The following is a 21,265-nucleotide window of genomic DNA, read 5'->3' on the forward strand; positions in this document are numbered from 1 at the left end:
ATAGTGTTTCGGTGGTCATAGCGTTAGGGAAACGCCCGGTTTACATTCCGAACCCGGAAGCTAAGCCTTTCAGCGCCGATGGTACTGCAGGGGGGACCCTGTGGGAGAGTAGGACGCCGCCGAACAACCCGCCCTTTTAGCTCAGTCGGTAGAGCGTCTCCATGGTAAGGAGAAGGTCAACGGTTCGATTCCGTTAAAGGGCTCCAAAACGAGAAGGCCCCCGCCATTGGCGGGGGCCTTTTTGCGTTTCCGGTTCCGCGAGTATTCTTCGAGTTGATCTTGAAGATTTTGTTCATGGGGAGGAACGCGTGATGTCGGATCAGACTCCGGCCGAGGCCGAGTTCGAACAGGCCTGGGCCGACGAGAGGTATACCCGGGCGGTTCTGCCGGCCGTGGACGTGAATCGGATTCTGGGGGAGCGGTACGTCACCGGAGAGCCGGTGGCCCTGGACCGGGCGGGGATCTGGGACATGGAAGTCCGGAAGGCCGGCAATCCCGGCTCCTTCATTCCGCAGGTCATAAAGGAGGGCACTGCCTCCGCCTGGGTGCCGGGCCGCAAGGGTGCGGAGCTGGGGGCCGAGTTCGTCCGGCAGTCGCAGCAGAGGCTGTGGCTCGCGCCGGACGAGTACGGACTCGTGCTCGAAGAGACGTACCTGAACCACGACCGGCAGGTGGTCACCTTCCTCGGCCGGGCGACCGTCGCCGACGTACAGGGCGGCCCCCTGCACGCGGACGACCGCCAGCCGCTGTTCCACGTGCAGCACGGGGTCGCGGGTACCGACGAGCAGCCGCTGAACACCTGGCGGATCGTCCTGCTGACCGAGGAGCCGGACGACCGGCTGGTGAAGGTCTTCGACCGGATGGCTGGTGATCCTTGGCTGCCCGAGTTCGTCGAGCTGTACGTCCGGGACGTGCTGGGGATCGGGCTGACGCGTCGGGGTGACGTCTGAGTCAAGCCCCGAATCTTCGGGTCGTGACCAGGGGCGGGGTTCGGGGCGTAATGGGATCAGCAGGAGTCCCAGTCCCTCGATCCACGGGAGGAACGCTCATGAGTACCGAACGGATCCGACACCTCGTCCACACGTTCAGGACGGCCTTGGCTGCCGACGGCGCCTCCCCGTCCCCGTCCCCGTCTCTTCCCTCTTTCCGGTCCGACGCCGGCCGTGACGCGGTCGTCGATACGGGCAGTACGCCCTGGACCGCGGAAATGGCAGCCCCGTCGTTCATGATCCTCGTTGCGGGGCCTCGTCGGTGAGTGGCGTGGCGCGGCGGCGGCCTCAGTCGCCGTCGCGCTGCCGGGGGATGCGGAAGGCCAGGATGGCCATGTCGTCGGAGGCCGGTTCCGCGGCGAAGCGTTCCACCGCGCGCAGGACGCGCGAGGCGACGGCGCCGGCGGTGAGCCCCGTACAGGTGGTGAGGACCTCGGTGAGGCCGTCGTCGCCGAGCATGCGGGAGCCCTCGCGGCGTTCGGTGACGCCGTCGGTGACACAGAGCAGGACGTCGCCCGGGTCCAGGGTCAGGGTCTGCTCGTAGAGGTCCAGGTCGTCGAGGACGCCCAGGAGGGGCTGCGGGTCGGCGGCCGGGGTCACCTCGCCGTTCGGGCGCAGGCGCAGCGGCAGCGGGTGGCCCGCGCAGACGACCTTCATGTGGGCGCTGCCGTCGGGCTGGGGGTGCAGCTCGCCGTAGAGGAGGGTGAGGAAGCGGCTGCGGTCGCCCTCGTCGAGGATCGCCGCGTTGAGGCGTTCCAGTACGGCCGGGCCGCCGAGGCCCTCGCGGGCCAGGAGGCGCAGGGCGTGGCGGGCCAGGCCGGTGACGGCGGCCGCCTCCGGGCCGGTGCCGCAGACGTCGCCGATGGCGAACCCGTAGACACCGGGGCGGATCGGGAAGACGTCGTAGAAGTCGCCGCCCACCTCGTTGCCCTCGCCGGCGGCGCGGTAGATGACCTCGACCTCGATGCCGGGGATGGCGGGGGAGCCGGGCGGCAGCAGGCTGCGCTGGAGGGAGCGGCTGATGGCGGTGCGCTCGGAGTACAGGCGGGCGTTGTCCAGGGCGAGGGCGGCGCGGCGGGAGAGGTCCTCGGCGAGTTCGAGGATCTCCTGCCGGAAGTGCTCCTCGGAGGGCTTGCCGAGGGTCAGCATGCCGATGACGCGGTTGCGGGCGAGGAGGGGGAGGACCACCGTTTCGCCGCCGACCGCGATCGCGGTGGCGGGCCAGGGGCGGGCGCCGGCCTCGCGGACCGGTTCGGGCGGGCTGACCTGGGAGAGCAGGGCTTTGAGGCCGTCGATGCGTTCCTCGTCCTCGTGCAGGACGTACGAGAGGAACGGGTCGGAGGCCTGGTCGGCGATGGTGTAGACCGCGCACCAGGTGGCGAGGGTGGGGACGGTCATCTGGGCCATGAGGGCCAGGGTCTGGTCCCGGTCGAGGGTGCCGGCGAGCAGGTCGGAGGCCTCGACGAGGAAGGACAGGGAGCCGCGGCGCAGGCGTTCGAGCTCGCCGAGGCGGGCCGATTCCACCGCGAGGGCGATGCGGTCCGCGGCGAACTGCAGGCGCAGCGCGTCGTCGTTGGAGTAGCGGCCGGGGATCTCGGCGGCCACGCCGAGGGAGCCGGTGAGGCGGCCTTCGACCTTGAGGGGGACGGTGATGGCGGAGCGCATGCCGGTGGCTTCCAGGAGGGGAACCGCACCGGGGACGACGATGAGGTCCTCGTGGACGGCGGGCATGCGGGCGCTGCCGTACCGGTTGGTGCCGGCTTCGACGGGGACGCGGGCGAAGCGCTGGCGGGTGGAGGGCAGGCCGGTGGTGGCGCGGACTTCGAGCTCGGTTTCGTCGTCGGTGGCGAGGAGGAGGAAGGCGGAGTCGGCGTCGAGGAGGTCGCGGGCGCGTTCCACGGTGCGCTGGAGGAGGCCGTCGAGGTCGTCGGGGGCGGGGGAGCCGATGAAGATCTCGAAGGGGTCCGTGGGGCGGGCCTCGGTCAGGTGGCCGCCGTCCATGGGGACCCGGGCCGGGGTCTGCAGCAGGGCGCGCTCGTCGTCGTGCACGAGCAGGCAGACGATGGAGGGCTCGCCGTGGGCATCGCGGACCCGCAGGTGGGAGGCGTAGATCGGGATGACGCGGCCGTCGGCGCCGCGGATGCCGTAGCTGCCCTCCCAGCGGGACAGGCGCAGGGCCTCGGCGATGCCGGTGCCGGTGCCGGGGGTCTGCGGCCAGGCGGCGAGCTCGGCGAGCGGGCGGCCGACCGCCTTCGAGGCGAGGTGGCCGAAGATGATCTCGGCGTCCTCGTTCCAGGCGGAGACGGTGCCGGCGGAGTCGATCTGGAGGACGGCGACGCGGACCCGGCTGTCGGCCAGGGGGAGGAGCTGGTCGGGGACGACGGGTCCCGCGGAGCGGGTACCGACCGGACGGTCCGGCATGTCGAGCCGGAACCACACGTGCTTGTGCGTGGCCGTGTACTCGACGCCCCAGCGGGTGGCGAGGGCGGCGCAGAGCATGAGCCCGCGGCCGTTCTCGCGGTCGGGGTCCGCATACGGGCGCTCGCCGGGGTGCTGGAGCGGGAGCTCGCGCTCCGGGTAGCGGTCGGCCACCTCGACCCGTACGCCGTCCTCGGTGCGCAGGCACAGGACCTCGGCGCGGGTGCCGGCGTGGACCACGGCGTTGGTGACGAGCTCGCTGGTGAGGACCACCGCGTCGTCGACGATGTCCGCGAAACCCCATCCCTGGAGGGTGTCGCGGACGAATGCGCGGGCAGCAGCGACCGAACGCCCCTGTGGATCGAAACTGGCAGCCGCCCGTGCCGTGATCACAAGTCTCCTTCGACGCGGTGGACAACGGATGCCAGGTTACTTACCTTCACGGTCGCCGTGGTGCCGTCGTCGGGGAATCCACCCACAGGGTGCGGCCGGTGTGCGATGGTGCCGGAGTGTTATGGCCGGGTTCGGCCGGGGTGAAACACTGGGCAGGCTTGGAGCCGGGTAGTACATGGGCGCGGCGTAAATGGGCACGGCGTAGATGGGCACGGCGTAAGTGGACGCAGTCTGATGAACAAGATGCCCGGTGGAACAGTGGTCGACCCCTTCGGGAGGGACACGGTGGAGGCTGGCGCGGCGGTGCGGCGTACGGGAACGCGCCCGAAGGGAGGACGCTCCCGGCGGGGCGTGACGACGGAAGTCGATACCGCGGCTCTGAACAGGCTGCTCACGGCCCTGGTGTCGATGCGGGACGGGAACTTCCGCAAGCGCCTGACGGTGTCCGGCGACGGGGTGATGGCGGAGATCGCCGCCGTCTACAACGAGGTCGCCGACCGCAATCTCCACCTGACCGGGGAGCTGTCCCGGGTGCGGCGGATGGTGGGCCGCGAGGGCAAGCTCAGCGAACGGCTGGAAACGGGTGCCTGCGAGGGCTCCTGGGCGGCCGCCATCGACGCCTCGAACCAGCTGGTGGACGACCTGGCCCGGCCGGTCTCCGAGGTGGGCCGGGTGCTGTCGGCGGTCGCCGAGGGTGACCTCGACCAGCGCATGGACCTGCGGACCCAGGCCGCGGAGGGTGCCGGGCATCCGCTGCGCGGGGAGTTCCTGAAGGTCGGGCGGACGGTCAACAACCTGGTCGACCAGCTCTCCGCGTTCACCGACGAGGTGACGCGGGTGGCGCTGGAGGTGGGTACCGAGGGCAAGCTCGGCGGCCAGGCGCAAGTGCGCGGAATGTCCGGATCGTGGAAAGATCTGACCGACTCCGTCAACACGATGGCATACCGGCTCACCGCTCAGGTGCGTGACATCGCTCTCGTGACCACGGCGGTGGCCAAGGGCGATCTGTCGCGCAAGGTCACGGTGCACGTGGCCGGCGAGATGCTGCAGCTGAAGAACACCGTGAACACGATGGTGGACCAGCTCTCCTCGTTCTCCTCCGAGGTGACCCGCGTGGCCCGCGAGGTGGGTACGGAGGGTGAGCTCGGAGGCCAGGCGAAGGTGCCCGGGGTCGCGGGCGTGTGGAAGGACCTGACCGACTCCGTCAACACGATGGCGGGCAACCTGACGGCCCAGGTGCGCGGCATCGCGCAGGTGACCACGGCCGTGGCCAACGGCGACCTGTCGCAGAAGGTCCGGGTCAGCGCGCGCGGCGAGGTCGCGCAGCTGGCCGAAACGATCAACCAGATGACCGAGACGCTACGGACCTTCGCGGACGAGGTCACGCGCGTGGCCAGCGAGGTCGGGGCGAAGGGCCTGCTCGGCGGGCAGGCGCAGGTGCCGGGCGCGGCCGGGACGTGGAAGGACCTCACCGACTCGGTGAACACGGTCTTCCGCAACCTCACCACGCAGGTGCGCGACATCGCCCAGGTGACGACGGCGGTGGCCAACGGCGATCTGTCGCAGAAGGTCACCGTGAACGTGGCCGGCGAGATGCTGGAGCTGAAGAACACCGTCAACACGATGGTGGACCAGCTCCAGTCCTTCGGTGCGGAAGTGACGCGGGTGGCCCGTGAGGTCGGCGTCGAGGGCGAACTGGGCGGGCAGGCGCAGGTGCCGGGCGCGGCCGGGACGTGGAAGGACCTCACCGACTCGGTGAACACCGCCTTCCGCAACCTCACCGGGCAGGTCCGCAACATTGCCCAGGTGACGACGGCGGTGGCCAACGGCGACCTGTCGCAGAAGGTCACGGTCGACGTCTCCGGCGAGATGCTCCAGCTGAAGAACACCGTGAACACGATGGTGGACCAGCTGTCCTCCTTCGCCGACCAGGTCACGCGGATGGCGCGGGACGTGGGCACGGAGGGCCGGCTCGGCGGCCAGGCGCGGGTCGAGGGGGTGTCCGGCACCTGGAAGGAGCTCACCGACTCCGTCAACTTCATGGCCGGGAACCTGACCTCCCAGGTGCGCCAGATCGCCCAGGTCACCACGGCCGTGGCACGCGGCGACCTCTCCCAGAAGATCGACGTGGACGCGCGCGGCGAGATCCTGGAGCTGAAGAACACCATCAACACGATGGTCGACCAGCTCTCGGCCTTCGCCGAGCAGGTGACCCGGGTGGCCCGGGACGTGGGTACGGAGGGCCGGCTCGGCGGTCAGGCGCAGGTGCCCGGTGTGGCCGGCGTGTGGCGCGATCTGACGGACTCCGTGAACGGCATGGCCGGGAACCTGACCTCCCAGGTGCGCAACATCGCCCAGGTCGCCACCGCGGTGGCGCGCGGCGACCTGTCGCAGAAGATCGAGGTCGACGCCCGGGGCGAGATCCTGGAGCTGAAGAACACCCTCAACACGATGGTGGACCAGCTCTCGAACTTCGCGGAGCAGGTGACCCGGGTGGCCCGGGAGGTGGGCACCGAGGGCATCCTGGGCGGCCAGGCCGAGGTGAAGGGCGTCTCCGGCACCTGGAAGGACCTCACCCAGTCCGTCAACTTCATGGCGAACAACCTGACCTCGCAGGTGCGCAACATCGCCGAGGTGACCACGGCGGTCGCCATGGGCGACCTCTCCAAGAAGATCACGGTCGACGCGAAGGGCGAGATCCTCGAACTGGTCACCACCGTGAACACGATGGTGGACCAGCTGTCGTCGTTCGCCGAGCAGGTGACGCGGGTGGCCCGTGAGGTGGGCACCGAGGGCATCCTCGGCGGCCAGGCCCGGGTGCGCGGGGTCACCGGCATCTGGAAGGACCTCAGCGACAACGTCAACACCATGGCGGGCAATCTGACCGCCCAGGTGCGCGGGATCGCCCAGGTCTCGACCGCGGTGGCCAACGGCGACCTGACGAAGAAGGTCACCGTCGAGGCCCGCGGCGAGGTCGCGCAGCTCGCCGACACCGTCAACACCATGGTCAAGACGCTGTCCTCCTTCGCCGACGAGGTCACGCGCGTGGCCCGCGAGGTGGGTACGGAGGGCCGCCTGGGCGGTCAGGCGCACGTGCCCGGGGTCTCCGGGACGTGGAAGGACCTCACCGACTCGGTGAACTTCATGGCCTCCAACCTCACCGGCCAGGTGCGGCAGATCGCCATGGTCACGACCGCCATCGCCAAGGGCGATATGACCAAGAAGATCGACATCGACGCGCGCGGTGAGATCCTGGAGCTCAAGACCACCATCAACACGATGGTCGACCAGCTCTCGTCCTTCGCCGACCAGGTGACCCGCGTGGCCCGCGAGGTGGGTACGGAGGGCATCCTCGGCGGCCAGGCCCGCGTCCGGGACGTGGACGGCACCTGGCGGGACCTGACCGAGTCCGTGAACGAGATGGCCGGGAACCTCACCCGGCAGGTGCGCGCCATCGCGGCCGTCGCCACCGCGGTGACGCGGGGCGATCTCAACCTGAAGATCGACGTGGACGCGGCCGGCGAGATCCAGGTCCTCCAGGACAACCTCAACACGATGATCGCCAACCTGCGCGACACCACCTTGGCCAACAAGGAGCAGGACTGGCTCAAGGGCAACCTCGCCCGCATCTCCGCCCTGATGCAGGGCCGCCGCGAGCTGGACGACGTGGCCTCGCTGATCATGAGCGAGCTGACCCCGGTGGTCTCCGCGCAGCACGGCGCGTTCTTCCTTGCGCTGCCGGCCGGCGGGACCACCGAGATCGGGACGGACGGGGGCGCGGAAGGCTCGTACGAACTGCGGATGCGCGGGAGTTACGCGTACGCCGGCGGTCAGATGCCCATCTCCTTCCGGCCGGGGGAGGGACTGATCGGGATGGTCGCCGAGGAGAAGCGGATGGTGCTCATCGAGAACACTCCGCCCGGCTACCTGAAGATCTCCTCCGGGCTCGGGGAGGCACCGCCGGCGCATGTGATCGTGCTGCCGGTGCTCTTCGAGGGGAAGGTGCTCGGCGTCATCGAGCTGGCCTCCTTCCAGCCCTTCACGCAGATCCAGAAGGACTTCCTCAGCCAGATCGCCGAGATGATCGGCACGAGCGTCAACACCATCTCCGTCAACTCCAAGACGGAGATGCTGCTCAAGCAGTCGCAGGAGATGACCGAGCAGCTGCGCGAGCGCTCCGACGAGCTGGAGAACCGGCAGAAGGCCCTCCAGGCCGCCAATGCCGAGCTGGAGGAGAAGGCCGAGCTGCTGGCCCAGCAGAACCGGGACATCGAGGTGAAGAACACCGAGATCGAGGAGGCCCGGCAGGTCCTGGAGGAGCGCGCCGAGCAGCTCGCGGTCTCGATGCGGTACAAGAGCGAGTTCCTGGCGAACATGTCCCACGAGCTGCGGACCCCGCTCAACTCCCTGCTGATCCTGGCCAAGCTGCTCGCCGACAACGCGGACGAGAACCTCTCGCCCAAGCAGGTGGAGTTCGCCGAGACCATCCACGGGGCCGGCTCCGACCTGCTCCAGCTGATCAACGACATCCTCGACCTGTCGAAGGTCGAGGCCGGGAAGATGGACGTCTCCCCGACCCGGATCGCGCTGGTCCAGCTCGTCGACTACGTGGAGGCCACCTTCCGGCCGCTCACCGCGGAGAAGGGCCTCGACTTCTCGGTACGGGTCTCCCCGGAGCTCCCCGCCACCCTGCACACCGACGAGCAGCGGCTGCTCCAGGTGCTGCGCAACCTGCTGTCGAACGCGGTGAAGTTCACCGACACCGGGGCGGTGGAGCTGGTGATCCGGCCCGCCGGGGCCGACGTGCCCATCGCGATCCGCGAGCAGCTCCTGGAGGCAGGTTCGCTGCGGGAGGCCGACGCCGACCTGATCGCCTTCTCGGTGACCGACACCGGGATCGGGATCGCCGCGAGCAAGATGCTGGTGATCTTCGAGGCGTTCAAGCAGGCCGACGGCACCACCAGCCGCAAGTACGGCGGCACCGGCCTCGGACTGTCCATCAGCCGGGAGATCGCCCGGCTGCTGGGCGGTGAGATCCACGCGGCGAGCGAGCCCGGCCGTGGGTCGACCTTCACGCTGTACCTGCCGCTGCACCCGAGCGAGCTGCCCCCGCAGGGGTACGCGCCGCCGACGCCCGGCGGGGCGCGAGGGGAGCTGTACCGCCGCCCGGCGGCCGAGGAGGCGCGGCCCGAACTGCCGGCGGCGCCGGTGGCGCAGGGCCCCGTAGCGTCCGTGGGGCCGATGGCCCTGCCGCGGACCGGTGAACCGGCCGGGCAGGGGTCGTCGGCGCTGTTCCGGCGGCGCCGCAAGGCGATGGCCGAGCCGCCGCTGCGGGCGGAGGTGCCCGGACAGGGCGACGCGGACGCGTGGGCCGTCGAGGAGCCGCTGCCCTCGACGCCGCGGACGTACGACTTCCACGGCGAGCGGGTGCTGATCGTGGACGACGACGTGCGCAACGTCTTCGCGCTGACCAGCGTGCTGGAGCAGCACGGGCTGGCGGTGCTGTACGCGGAGAACGGCCGTGAGGGCATCGAGGTCCTGGAGCAGCACGACGACGTGGCGCTGGTGCTGATGGACATCATGATGCCGGAGATGGACGGGTACGCGACGACCTCGGCGATCCGGCGGATGCCCCAGTTCGAGGGGCTGCCGATCATCGCTCTGACGGCGAAGGCCATGAAGGGGGACCGGGAGAAGGCGATCGAGTCCGGTGCCTCGGACTACGTGACCAAGCCGGTCGAGCCCGACTATCTACTGTCCGTCATGGAAGGGCACATGCGCGGGGCCGGGGCGTGACCGGTCGGGCGGAGGGGGACTCCCGAGGGAACCTTCTGCCCTTCCACCACGTTTCCGCTTCGTGCGCTGTGACATCTTGGTGACAGGGTGTGGCGATCTCGGGACTGGGGCTACGATGACCGGCACAAGGACGGACGGCGCAAGGATGCCGTCCTCTGGGGCGGGGCCCGGCGCACAGGCCGGAGCCAGGAGCCGGGGAGGCCCCATGCCGGGGCGAGGAGGACAGGGCATGGTGCAGAAGGCCAAGATCCTCCTGGTCGACGACCGGCCGGAGAATCTGCTGGCGCTGGAGGCCATCCTCTCCGCGCTCGATCAGACACTGGTCCGGGCGTCGTCGGGGGAGGAAGCGCTCAAGGCGCTGCTGACGGACGACTTCGCGGTCATCCTGCTCGACGTGCAGATGCCGGGCATGGACGGGTTCGAGACGGCCGCGCACATCAAGCGGCGGGAGCGGACCCGGGACATCCCGATCATCTTCCTCACGGCGATCAACCACGGTCCGCACCACACCTTCCGCGGGTACGCGGCGGGCGCGGTGGACTACATCTCCAAGCCCTTCGACCCGTGGGTGCTGCGGGCCAAGGTCTCGGTGTTCGTCGAGCTGTATACGAAGAACTGCCAACTGCGCGAGCAGGCGGCGCTGCTGAGGCTCCAACTGGAGGGCGGCAGCTCCAACGGCGCGGTGGACGGCTCCAAGGAGACGGCCGGCCTGCTGGCCGAGCTCTCCGCGCGGCTGGCCGCCGTGGAGGAGCAGGCGGAGGCGCTGACCAAGCAGCTCGGCGAAGAGGCGGCCGATCCCTCGGTGGTGGCCACGGCAGCTCATCTGGAGCGCAAGCTCACCGGGTTGCGGCGGGCGCTCGACGCGCTGGAGCCGGGGACCGGCGGCGGGGCTCCCGTACTGCCCGCTCAGGGCTGAGCTCCGCGCGGGCGGCTCGCGGCCCGGCCTGAGGGCGCCCGGTGTGACGGCCCGGCCTGCGGGGCCCGCGCGTACGGGCCCCGCGTACGGGCCCGCCTGGCGGGCCGTCAGGTCTGGCGGGGCGTCATGGCGGGCCGCCGGTACGGGGCGAGGCGCGGGCGTCTCCCACCCGAGACTCGAAACGACACGAACGGGTGAAGGGGTGGGCACGCGTGTCCACCGGCGCGCGCACCGGTAACCTCGGGCGCATGGCCTCAAGTACGTCCGGTAAGGGTTCCCAGAGCACGGCGGGCACCGCGAAGGGCCGCACCGGCCGTACGACGGCGCCGGCGAAGAAGGCTGCCCCAGCCCGCAAGCCGCCCGCGAGGAAGGCGGCGCCCGCCGCCAAGCGCGCACCCGTCAAGAAGGTCGCGCCCAAGCCCGCGCCGTCCCCCACCGGGGGAGTGCTGCGGCTGGTGCGCGCCTTCTGGCTCGGCATCGCGCACGCGGTCGGCGCGATCTTCCGCGGCATCGGCCAAGGTGCGAAGAACCTCGACCCGGCCCACCGCAAGGACGGCCTCGCCCTGCTGCTGCTCGCGCTCGCGCTGATCGTCGCCGCCGGGACCTGGTCGAACCTGAGCGGGCCGGTCGGGGATCTGGTGACCATGCTGGTCACCGGCGCCTTCGGGCGGCTCGACCTGCTCGTGCCGGTCCTGCTCGGGGTCATGGCGGTACGTTTCATCCGCCATCCCGAACAGGCCGACGCCAACGGCCGCATCGGGATCGGGCTCTCCGCGCTGGTCATCGGGGTCCTGGGGCTCGTGCACATCGCCTGCGGTGCCCCCGGGCGCGACGAGGGCACCACCGCGATGCAGAACGCCGGCGGGCTGATCGGCTGGGGCGCCTCGAAGCCGCTGATCTTCACGATGGGCGCGCCGCTGGCCGTGCCGATGCTGGTGCTGCTCACTGTCTTCGGGCTGCTGGTGGTCACCGCCACCCCCGTCAACGCGATCCCGCAGCGGCTGCGGAGCGCGGGCATCCGCCTCGGAGTCATCGCTCCGAACGAATACGACGCCGAGTACGGGGACCCCGCGAGCGCGGCCTCGGCCGCCGCGGACCGGCACGATGCCGAGCAGTGGCGGGCCCGCTCCGGCGCCGGCGGGCTGGAAGACCCGGCGGACGCCGCCGAGGAGGAGGCGCTCGCCCGGCGGCGGCGCCCCCGGCGGGCCGCGGGCCGGCCGGCCATGGACCGCGGGATGGACGCCGTCGACGTGGCCGCGGCGGCCGCCGCCGCGCTGGACGGGGCGGTGTACGGCGGGATGCCGCCCTCCCCGCTGGTCGCCGACCTCACGCAGGGCATCTCGGTGGAGCGCGGGGGCACGGAGATCACCGCTCCGGTCCCGGCGGCCCGGGAGGAGGGGCCCGCCCGCGAGGAGCAGCCGGCCCCCGAGGGGAAGCCGGCCGCGGCCGCGGCCCCGCCGCACGACACCACGGCGGCGGCCTCCGGGACGCTGTCCGTTCCGGACCTGACCAAGGCACCGCCCCAGACCCAGGCGCTGCCGCCCCGCGCCGAGCAGCTGCAGCTCCGCGGGGACATCACGTACTCCCTGCCCTCGCTGGACCTGCTGGAGAAGGGCGGGCCGGGCAAGACCCGCAGCGCCGCGAACGACGCGGTCGTGGCCTCGCTGACGAACGTGTTCATGGAGTTCAAGGTCGACGCGAAGGTCACCGGTTTCACCCGGGGGCCGACGGTGACCCGCTACGAGGTGGAGCTGGGCCCGGCGGTGAAGGTCGAGCGGATCACGGCGCTGGCGAAGAACATCGCCTACGCCGTGGCCTCGCCCGACGTGCGCATCATCAGCCCGATCCCTGGCAAGTCGGCGGTCGGCATCGAGATCCCGAACACCGACCGCGAGATGGTCAACCTGGGGGACGTGCTCCGGCTGGCGGACGCCGCCGAGGACGACCACCCGATGCTGGTGGCGCTCGGCAAGGACGTCGAGGGCGGCTACGTCATGGCCAACCTGGCGAAGATGCCGCACGTGCTGGTTGCCGGAGCCACCGGTTCCGGAAAGTCCTCCTGTATCAACTGCCTGATCACCTCGGTGATGGTGCGGGCCACCCCGGAGGACGTCCGGATGGTGCTCGTGGACCCCAAGCGGGTGGAGCTGACGGCGTACGAGGGCATCCCGCACCTGATCACGCCGATCATCACCAACCCCAAGCGGGCCGCCGAGGCGCTCCAGTGGGTCGTGCGCGAGATGGACCTGCGCTACGACGACCTGGCGGCCTTCGGGTACCGGCACATCGACGACTTCAACAAGGCGATCCGCGACGGCAAGATCAAACTGCCGCCGGGCAGCGAGCGGGAGCTGAGCCCGTACCCGTACCTGCTGGTGATCGTCGACGAGCTCGCCGACCTGATGATGGTGGCCCCGCGCGACGTGGAGGACTCGATCGTCCGCATCACCCAGCTGGCCCGCGCGGCCGGCATCCACCTGGTGCTCGCGACCCAGCGGCCCTCGGTGGACGTGGTGACCGGTCTGATCAAGGCGAACGTGCCCTCGCGGCTGGCCTTCGCCACCTCCTCGCTCGCCGACAGCCGGGTCATCCTCGACCAGCCGGGTGCGGAGAAGCTCATCGGCAAGGGCGACGGGCTGTTCCTGCCGATGGGCGCGAACAAGCCCGTGCGGCTCCAGGGGGCCTTCGTCACCGAGGATGAGATCGCCGGGATCGTGCAGCACTGCAAGGACCAGATGGCGCCCGTCTTCCGCAACGACGTCACCGTCGGGCAGAAGCAGAAGAAGGAGATCGACGAGGAGATCGGCGACGACCTGGACCTGCTGTGCCAGGCGGCCGAGCTGGTCGTCTCGACGCAGTTCGGGTCCACCTCGATGCTCCAGCGCAAGCTGCGGGTCGGGTTCGCGAAGGCCGGGCGGCTGATGGACCTGATGGAGTCGCGGGGGATCGTCGGACCGAGCGAGGGGTCGAAGGCACGCGACGTGCTGCTGAAGGCCGACGAACTGGACGGCGTGCTCGCGGTGATCCGGGGGGAGACTCCCGAGTAACGCGCAAAGGATCGGGGGCAACCGTTTCCCCCGGTCCCGTGTCTAGTTGAGGGAGGTGGCGGCCTGTTCCGGGCCGCCGCACCGGGCGGGAGCTCTTTGGCCATTCGTATGGCGTAGGGAGTCCCCCCTCCGGTTGCCTCACCCTTTCGTCACCCCCCTAGACTGGACATCCAGCAGGTGGCTACACGCTCGAAAGGCGCCCTCGTGTCCATCGGCAACGCCAACTCCCCCGAAGAAGAGCGGCCTTCGACCGACGACCGGTCCGAGGACCGCATCGTCGAACGTTCCGTCGAAGAGCCGTCGATCGGGACGGCCCTCAAGAAGGCCCGGATCGCCGCCGGGCTGACTGTCGACGAGGTCAGTTCCACCACCCGCGTGCGCATTCCGATCGTGCACGCGATCGAATCCGACGATTTCACGCGCTGCGGCGGCGATGTCTATGCCCGCGGCCACATCCGTACGCTCGCCCGTGCCGTACGACTCGATCCGGAACCCCTGATCGACAGCTACGACGCGGCCCACGGCGGCCGGCCGGCACCCACCCCCGCCGCGCCGAGGTTCGAAGCCGAGCGGATCCGCCCCGAACGGCAGCGGCCCAACTGGACCGCCGCCATGGTCGCCGCCATCGTCGCCGTGATCGGCTTCGTCGGCTTCACGGCCTTCGGCGGCGCCGACGAGAAGACCAAGCGGCCGGTGGCGGAAGGTTCCTCCGCGCCGAAGCCCGCACCCACTCCGAATGCGTCCAAGCCCTCGGTCCAGGCGCCGCCGGCGCCTACGGCTCCCAAGCCGGAGCCTTCGGACAGCGCCATCGCCGCCGCGCCCAAGGACCTCGTCACGGTCGTCCTCACGGCCGACGACGGTGAGAGCTGGATCTCGGCCAAGGACCACAGTGGCCGGCTCCTCTTCGACGGCACCCTCGAACAGGGTCAGTCGAAGACGTTCACGGACAAGGAGTCCATCGACCTGGTGCTCGGCGATGCCGGGGTCGTGAAGCTCTTCGTGAACGGCAAGGAGATCAAGGACGAGTTCCAGCCCGGACAGGTGGAACGTCTCACATACACCAAGGACGACCCCCGTGAGGGCCAGGCCCAGGCGGGCTGACCAGCAGGGAATAAAACGTTCCGGATCCCCGGGGTGCCGCGCCGCACCCCGGGGATCTTGTCGTCCGGGACGGGAGGCGGGGGCCGGTGCCGGAACGAAGTAGTCTTGAGTCCATGCCCGAACGCCGTACCGTCGCCCTTGTCACTCTTGGCTGCGCCCGTAACGAGGTGGACTCGGAGGAGCTCGCAGGCCGCTTGGCGGCGGATGGCTGGGAGCTCGTCGAGGATGCCGCCGATGCGGACGTAGCCGTCGTCAACACCTGCGGCTTCGTCGAAGCCGCCAAGAAGGACTCCGTAGACGCCCTGCTGGAGGCCAACGATCTCAAGGATCACGGCCGCACGCAGGCCGTCGTAGCCGTCGGCTGTATGGCCGAGCGCTACGGCAAGGAACTTGCCGAAGCGCTCCCCGAGGCCGACGGAGTACTCGGCTTCGACGACTACGCCGACATCTCCGACCGCCTCCAGACCATCCTCAACGGCGGCATCCACGCCTCCCACACCCCGCGCGACCGGCGCAAGCTGCTGCCGATCAGCCCGGCCGAGCGCCAGGACGCCGACGTGGCCCTGCCGGGCCACGCGCAGGAGCCTGAGGCCGCCCCCGCGGACCTTCCGGAGGGCGTCGCGCCCGCCTCCGGTCCGCGTGCGCCGCTGCGCCGCCGCCTGGACAAGAGCCCGGTCGCCTCGGTCAAGCTGGCCTCCGGCTGTGACCGGCGCTGCTCCTTCTGCGCCATCCCGTCCTTCCGCGGCTCCTTCATCTCCCGCCGCCCCAGCGACGTGCTGGGCGAGACGCGCTGGCTCGCGGAGCAGGGCGTCAAGGAGATCATGCTGGTCTCCGAGAACAACACCTCGTACGGCAAGGACCTGGGCGACATCCGCCTGCTGGAGACCCTGCTGCCCGAGCTGGCCGAGGTGGACGGCATCGAGCGCGTCCGCGTCAGCTACCTCCAGCCCGCCGAGATGCGGCCCGGCCTGATCGACGTACTCACCTCGACCCCCAAGGTCGTCCCGTACTTCGACCTCTCCTTCCAGCACTCGGCCCCCGACGTGCTGCGCGCCATGCGCCGCTTCGGTGACACCGACCGGTTCCTGGAGCTGCTGGACACCATCCGCACCAAGGCCCCGACGGCCGGCGTCCGGTCCAACTTCATCGTCGGCTTCCCCGGCGAGAAGGAGTCGGACTTCGCCGAGCTGGAGCGTTTCCTCACCAGCGCGCGGCTCGACGCCATCGGCGTCTTCGGCTACTCCGACGAGGACGGCACCGAGGCCGTCACCTACGAGAACAAGCTGGACGCCGACACCATCGCCGAGCGCCTCGCCCACATGCAGCGCCTCGCCGAAGAGCTCACCTCGCAGCGCGCGGAGGAGCGGATCGGGGAGACCCTGGAAGTGCTCGTCGAGACGGTCGTCCCGATCGACGAGGCGGAGGACGGCGAGGGAGCCTACGGGCGCGCCGCCCACCAGGCCCCCGAGACCGACGGCCAGGTCGTCTTCACGGACGGCGCGGGCCTGGTCCCGGGGCGTATCGTCACGGCGAAGGTGGTCGGCACCCTGGGTGTGGACCTGGTGGCGGAGCCCCTGGGCATGGATCTTGAGGAGGCGGCCGGATGACCGGAGCCCCGGCATCTGCGGCGGGCGGGACCGGCCGCCGGCCCGCGCCCGGCGCGAAGCTGGGCGCCGCGGCGGTCAATCAGGCCAGCCTGTGGAACATCGCCAACATCCTGACGATGATCCGGCTGCTCCTGGTGCCGGGATTCGTGATGCTGCTGCTCGCCGACGGGGGCTACGACCCCGTCTGGCGGGCGTTGGCGTGGGCGGCGTTCGCCGTCGCCATGATCACCGACATCTTCGACGGGCATCTGGCCCGTACGTACAACCTGGTCACGGACTTCGGGAAGATCGCCGACCCCATCGCCGACAAGGCGATCATGGGGTCGGCATTGGTGTGTCTGTCCTGGCTCGGCGATCTCCCCTGGTGGGTCACCGGGGTGATCCTCGGCCGGGAACTCGGGATCACGCTCATGCGTTTCTGGGTCATCAGGTACGGAGTGATCCCGGCGAGCCGGGGCGGGAAGCTGAAGACCCTGACCCAGGGCGTGGCGGTGGGCATGTACGTGCTCGCACTGACCGGGCCGCTGGCGACGCTGCGGTTCTGGGTGATGGCGGCCGCAGTCGTCCTGACCGTCGTCACCGGTTTGGACTACGTCCGGCAGGCCGTCGTGCTCCGTCGCAAGGGGCTCGCCGCGGAGCGTGCCGCGCGGTGAACTTGCCCAAGTGCGACGCGGTTGTGCAAGAGGCGGGTGGTTCTTCGGTGGCCGGTGGAGTGCTGCGGAACGCCTCGGGGGCGGCGGGGGACAGTGGGGCGGTTGCGGCCGATGTGCTGCGACTCCTCGCGGAGAGTAACGATACGGTCGCGGTGGCGGAGTCGCTGACCGGCGGCATGGTGGCCGCGGAGCTCACGGCGGTCCCGGGCGCCTCGAAGTCCTTCCGCGGGTCCGTGACGGCGTACGCGACCGAGCTGAAGCACCGGGTGCTGGGCGTGGACGCCGGGCTCCTCGCGGCCGAAGGTGCGGTGAACCCGCAGGTCGCGGAGGAGATGGCGGTCGGAGTGCGGCGCGTGCTCGGTGCCTCCTGGGGCATCGCGACCACCGGGGTGGCCGGTCCCGAGCCGCAGGACGGGCAGCCGGTGGGCACCGTTTTCATCGCCGTGGCGGGCCCCCGGGGCAGGAAAACGGCCCGGCTGCGGTTGAAAGGCTCCCGCGCGGAAATCCGTAGGGAGAGTGCACGGACAGTGCTCGAGCTGCTCGCGAGCGAACTCCGCGAGAATCTGCGGGGGCAGGATACGGAACAGGACGGGGGGATTTGATGTTTGCAGCCCTGAGTGAACACGACATCGCTCCCCGCACGGCCGCCGCGCGAGGCGGTACGGTGGGGCGTGAAGGTTACGGCTACACGGTCAGAGGAGGGAGCCACCGATGATTCTGCTCCGTCGCCTGCTGGGTGACGTGCTGCGTCGGCAGCGCCAGCGCCAGGGCCGTACTCTGCGCGAAGTCTCCTCGTCCGCCCGAGTTTCGCTCGGCTATCTCTCCGAGGTGGAGCGGGGGCAGAAGGAGGCATCTTCCGAGCTGCTCTCCGCGATCTGCGACGCGCTTGACGTACGGATGTCAGAGCTGATGCGGGAAGTCAGCGACGAGCTCTCGCTCGCCGAGCTGGCCCAGTCCGCCGCGGCGAGCGAACCGGTGTCCGCACCGGTCCGCCCGATGCTCAATTCGGTATCCGTGGCCTCGGTCACGGGTGGCCCGGAACGGGTGACCATCAAGGCGCCCGTGGAAGCGGTGAATGTCGTAGCCGCGTGATGCGTGCGTGCGAGAGTTGCGTGAGCGTCTGTCTGTGCGCGTGAGTGTGCGTGCGTGCGTGCTGAGCGTATGAGTGTGGCCGGAGCCCCGGCCGGTGCCCTTGGGTGCCGGGCGGGGTTCTTTGCCGTCGTGGGTGTGGGTGGTGTTCCGCTGCGGCGCGGAGGGGGAGCGGGCAGGGTGCGGGTACGGGCGGGGTGCGGGAGGATGGGCCCGTTCGGGTCTCCGGCCCCTGGAGGTGGCCGTGCGGCGGTTGCTGGGTATACCCGTGGGTCTGGCCCTCGCGCTGTCGGTGGGTGTCCTGTGGTGGTGGGCCGTGCTGCGGCTCGTGCTGGCGCCGGCCGAGGCCGGGGCGGTGGAGGGTGCGGTCGCCGTCGGGGGATGGGGGCTGGGGCTGCTGCCGGTGCACGTCGTGCCGGGGCCGGTGGGTCGCCGTCGCCGTCGCGGTGGGGCGGCGGGCGACGTGCGGGGTGACGGGGGCGGAGCCGGGGGCGGCGGGGGTGTCTCGGGCGGCGGCGGTGGCGGCGCGGCGTGGGCGGCTGCCGGGTCGGTGGCGGTGGGGGAGAGGGTGGGGGAGGCGGGCGCGGTGACGCCGGGGGGCGGGGAGCCGGGGGTCGGGTGATCGGGTGGCGGGTGCCGCGTGGGCGGGTGGCCGGCTACCAGGGCATGGAGACTCCGCCGTTCGGGCGAAGGATCTGGCCCGTCATGAAGGACGAGGCGTCCGAGGCGAGGTAGAGCACTGCCTGGGCTATGTCCTCGGGCTCGCCCACGCGGCGTAGCGGGGACATCCGCGTCATCATCGCCTCGGTCTGCTCCTGGACCTCGGGGCTGTGCCGGCCGGTCATCGGGGTGCGGATCCAGCCGGGCGCGACGGCGTTCACGCGGATGCCGTGCGGGCCGGCCTCGGTGGCGAGGGTTTTGGTGAGCTGGACGACGGCGGCCTTGGCGGCGCTGTAGCAGAGCAGGCCGGGCTGGGCGGCGTCCACGGCGCCGGAGGCCATGGTGATGATCGAACCGGGCCGACCGGCCGCGATCATGGCGCGGGCCGCCTCCTGGCAGGTGCGGAGGACCCCCTTGAAGTTGATGTCCAGGACCCGGTCGAGGTCCTCGTCGGACGTGTCCAGGACGCTGCTGCTGTGCATGATCCCGGCGATAGCGGCGGTGATGTCGAGCGGGCCGGCCTGGGCGATCGCCGCCCTGATCGCGGCGCGGTCGGTCACGTCGAGGGGGTGGGCGGTGGCTCGGCCGCCGGCCTTGGTGATCAGTTCGACGGTCTCCTGGAGGCCCCGGGCGTCGCGGTCCGCGCAGTGCACGGCGGCTCCGGCCTCGGCGAGGAGCAGGGCGCTGGCCCGGCCGATGCCGCTGGCGGCGCCGGTGACCAGGGCGGTGCGGCCGGTGAGTTCGTACGCGCTGGGTGTAGGCATGCGGGGACGGTACGACCGGATCTGACGGGGCGTCAACTAAGGCGTCGGGCCGGATTGGCAACGGGGACACCAGTAGGTGGGGCGGCCGTCCTGGGGGGCCTCGCGGACGGGGCTGCCACACCGCAGGCAGGGGCGGTGGGCGCGGCCGTATACGAACAGGTCCTGGCCTGGGCGGCGGCTGCCGGTGGTGTTGCGGCGGCGGGCCTTGTTCGCGTCGAGGAGGCGGTGCGCGGCGGCGGCGAGGCGGGGGAGGGTGGCGGCCGGCAGATCGCCCACCGGGGTCCAGGGGGTGACCTGGGCGAGGAAGCAGAGCTCGGCCTTGTAGATGTTGCCGATGCCGGCCAGGTTGCGCTGGTCGAGGAGGGCTTCGCCGAGGGGGCGGGCGGGGCCGGCGAGGAGGTTCGCGGCGGCGGCCTCCTCGTTCCAGTCGGGACCCAGGAGGTCGGGGCCGAGGTGGCCGACGGCGCGGTGTTCGTCGGCCGTGCGGAGCAGTTCCACGACGGGGAGGCGGTATCCGAAGGCGGTGTGGGTGGCGGTGCCGAGGATGACGCGGATTTCGTGGGCGGGGGTGTGAGCGCCCCCGGGGGCGCCGGTGGTGGCGGGGAGGATGCGCCAGGTCCCGTCCATGCGGAGGTGGGTGTGGAGGGTGAGGAGGGGGTGGGGGGTGGCTTCTGGGCCGGTGCCTTCGGTGCCTTCGGTGTCTTTGGTGGGTGCCGGGTCGCCGAAGCGGATGAGGAGGTGCTTGCCCCGGGGGACGACGGCGAGGGTGGTGAAGCCGGTGAGGTCGGCGGTGGCGAAGCGGGGGACGCGGAGGTCGGAGCGGGTGAGTACCTTGCCCGCGAGGGCTTCGCGGAGCCGGGCCGCGGTGCGGTAGACGCTGTCTCCTTCGGGCATGCGTCCATTCTCCCGTGGGGGCGGGCCGGTGGGGTGCGGCCTGCCGGGGCGCCGCCGCGCGGTGCTTGCTCCCCGCCCCGCCCTTCCTCCGTTCCCCGGGGCTGCGCCCCGGACCCCGGTTCTGGGCTGCGCTCCGCACCCCGGTTCTCGACTGCGCCTCGGCCCGGTGGCTTCGTTCACCTGCACGCGGCAGTGTTTGTCCGTAGGGGCGTACGGAGCGATGAGTTTGGCCGGCGCGGGGAGTCTCACCACTGTTGTCGCGATCACAGGAGGAATACGTGACTCAGCTACTGAGGGTCCAGAACTTCAACGTCTCGAGTGACGGCATCGGTGCCGGTGAGGACCAGACCCTGGAGAGGCCGTTCGGCCACGTCGATCCCGGGAGGCTGTTCGCATGGGCCGGCGCCACGGCGAGCTGGCCCATGCGCACCGACCCCGGGGGCAGCCGGGGCCTCGACGACCACTTCACGCGGGACTACGCACGCAACATCGGTGCCGAGATCATGGGACGCAACAAGTTCGGGCCGCAGCGCGGGCCCTGGCAGGACCACGAGTGGCAGGGCTGGTGGGGTGACGAGCCCCCGTTCCACACCCCGGTGTTCGTCATGACCCACCACGAGCGACCGTCGTTCACGCTCTCCGACACCACGTTCCACTTCGTCGCCGGCGACCCTGCCGCGGTCCTCGAACAGGCCCGGGAGGCGGCGCAGGGCAAGGACGTCCGGCTCGGCGGCGGGGCCACCACCATCAGGCAGTTTCTCGACGCCGATCTCGTCGACACCCTGCACGTGGTGGTCTCCCCGGTGAAGCTCGGGTCCGGAGTACGGCTCTGGGAGTCCCCCGATGAGCTGCTCGACCGGTTCCACCTGGAGGTCGTGCCCAGCCGGAGCGGGGTGGCGCACCACCTGTTCTGGCGAAGGTGAAGGCCTGGTGACGAC

At 70.8% G+C, this 21,265-nt stretch carries 14 protein-coding genes, 1 tRNA gene and 1 rRNA gene; 13 read left to right on the forward strand and 3 right to left on the reverse strand.

Annotation, left to right across the window (positions count from 1 at the left end):
- The first annotated feature begins 7 nt into the window (after positions 1-7).
- The 3 genes from rrf to AC061S_RS39455 all read left to right on the forward strand — a co-directional run bounded on the left by rrf (position 8) and on the right by AC061S_RS39455 (position 950).
- Positions 8-125, forward strand: a 5S ribosomal RNA gene (gene rrf / locus AC061S_RS39445).
- Positions 126-130: 5 nt separating this feature from the next.
- Positions 131-206, forward strand: a tRNA-Thr gene (locus tag AC061S_RS39450).
- 105 nt (positions 207-311) lie between these two features.
- The gene (locus tag AC061S_RS39455; protein ID WP_478690691.1) at positions 312-950 is read left to right on the forward strand and encodes a hypothetical protein; all 639 of its coding nucleotides are present in this window, start codon (positions 312-314) and stop codon (positions 948-950) included.
- 327 nt (positions 951-1,277) lie between these two features.
- Here AC061S_RS39455 and AC061S_RS39460 read toward each other — a convergent pair whose 3' ends face one another.
- Positions 1,278-3,800, reverse strand: coding sequence for a SpoIIE family protein phosphatase (locus tag AC061S_RS39460; protein WP_478690692.1), 2,523 nt, complete (start codon positions 3,798-3,800; stop codon positions 1,278-1,280).
- 285 nt (positions 3,801-4,085) lie between these two features.
- Between AC061S_RS39460 and AC061S_RS39465 the strand changes: the two genes are divergently transcribed.
- From AC061S_RS39465 to AC061S_RS39505, 9 genes are all read left to right on the forward strand, one after another.
- A complete protein-coding gene (locus AC061S_RS39465; protein ID WP_478690703.1) occupies positions 4,086-9,596 on the forward strand; it encodes a HAMP domain-containing protein in 5,511 nt (1,836 codons plus the stop codon).
- A gap of 229 nt (positions 9,597-9,825) precedes the next feature.
- Positions 9,826-10,512, forward strand: coding sequence for a response regulator (locus tag AC061S_RS39470; RefSeq protein WP_254386099.1), 687 nt, complete (start codon positions 9,826-9,828; stop codon positions 10,510-10,512).
- Between the two features lie 248 nt (positions 10,513-10,760).
- The gene (locus AC061S_RS39475; protein ID WP_478690693.1) at positions 10,761-13,559 is read left to right on the forward strand and encodes an FtsK/SpoIIIE family DNA translocase; all 2,799 of its coding nucleotides are present in this window, start codon (positions 10,761-10,763) and stop codon (positions 13,557-13,559) included.
- Between the two features lie 204 nt (positions 13,560-13,763).
- Entirely contained in the window at positions 13,764-14,660 is an 897-nt protein-coding gene (locus AC061S_RS39480) for a helix-turn-helix domain-containing protein (RefSeq protein WP_478690704.1), read from the forward strand.
- Positions 14,661-14,773: 113 nt separating this feature from the next.
- Positions 14,774-16,267, forward strand: coding sequence for a 30S ribosomal protein S12 methylthiotransferase RimO (rimO, locus tag AC061S_RS39485; protein WP_478690694.1), 1,494 nt, complete (start codon positions 14,774-14,776; stop codon positions 16,265-16,267).
- A complete protein-coding gene (pgsA, locus tag AC061S_RS39490; protein ID WP_478690695.1) occupies positions 16,264-16,920 on the forward strand; it encodes a CDP-diacylglycerol--glycerol-3-phosphate 3-phosphatidyltransferase in 657 nt (218 codons plus the stop codon). Before rimO ends, pgsA begins: the two co-directional genes overlap by 4 nt.
- Before the next feature lie 62 nt (positions 16,921-16,982).
- The gene (locus tag AC061S_RS39495) at positions 16,983-17,522 is read left to right on the forward strand and encodes a CinA family protein (protein ID WP_478690705.1); all 540 of its coding nucleotides are present in this window, start codon (positions 16,983-16,985) and stop codon (positions 17,520-17,522) included.
- A 109-nt stretch (positions 17,523-17,631) separates the two neighbouring features.
- Positions 17,632-18,012 (forward strand): helix-turn-helix domain-containing protein, encoded by a 381-nt coding sequence (locus tag AC061S_RS39500; RefSeq protein WP_112451800.1) that lies wholly within the window; start codon positions 17,632-17,634, stop codon positions 18,010-18,012.
- Positions 18,013-18,262: 250 nt separating this feature from the next.
- The gene (locus AC061S_RS39505; RefSeq protein WP_478690696.1) at positions 18,263-18,631 is read left to right on the forward strand and encodes a hypothetical protein; all 369 of its coding nucleotides are present in this window, start codon (positions 18,263-18,265) and stop codon (positions 18,629-18,631) included.
- 34 nt (positions 18,632-18,665) lie between these two features.
- On the opposite strand, the gene AC061S_RS39510 is transcribed toward AC061S_RS39505, so the two are convergent.
- Both AC061S_RS39510 and AC061S_RS39515 read right to left on the reverse strand, forming a co-directional pair.
- Positions 18,666-19,433 carry an SDR family NAD(P)-dependent oxidoreductase gene (locus AC061S_RS39510; protein ID WP_478690697.1) on the reverse strand — a complete coding sequence of 256 codons (768 nt, stop codon included), beginning with the start codon at positions 19,431-19,433 and terminating at the stop codon, positions 18,666-18,668.
- A gap of 36 nt (positions 19,434-19,469) precedes the next feature.
- Complete coding sequence (locus AC061S_RS39515; RefSeq protein WP_478690698.1) at positions 19,470-20,327, reverse strand: Fpg/Nei family DNA glycosylase; 858 nt, start codon at positions 20,325-20,327, stop codon at positions 19,470-19,472.
- Positions 20,328-20,605: 278 nt separating this feature from the next.
- Between AC061S_RS39515 and AC061S_RS39520 the strand changes: the two genes are divergently transcribed.
- Positions 20,606-21,250, forward strand: coding sequence for a dihydrofolate reductase family protein (locus tag AC061S_RS39520; RefSeq protein ID WP_478690699.1), 645 nt, complete (start codon positions 20,606-20,608; stop codon positions 21,248-21,250).
- The last annotated feature ends 15 nt before the right edge of the window (positions 21,251-21,265 follow it).

It is taken from the genome of Streptomyces sp. CA189, from assembly GCF_056428985.1.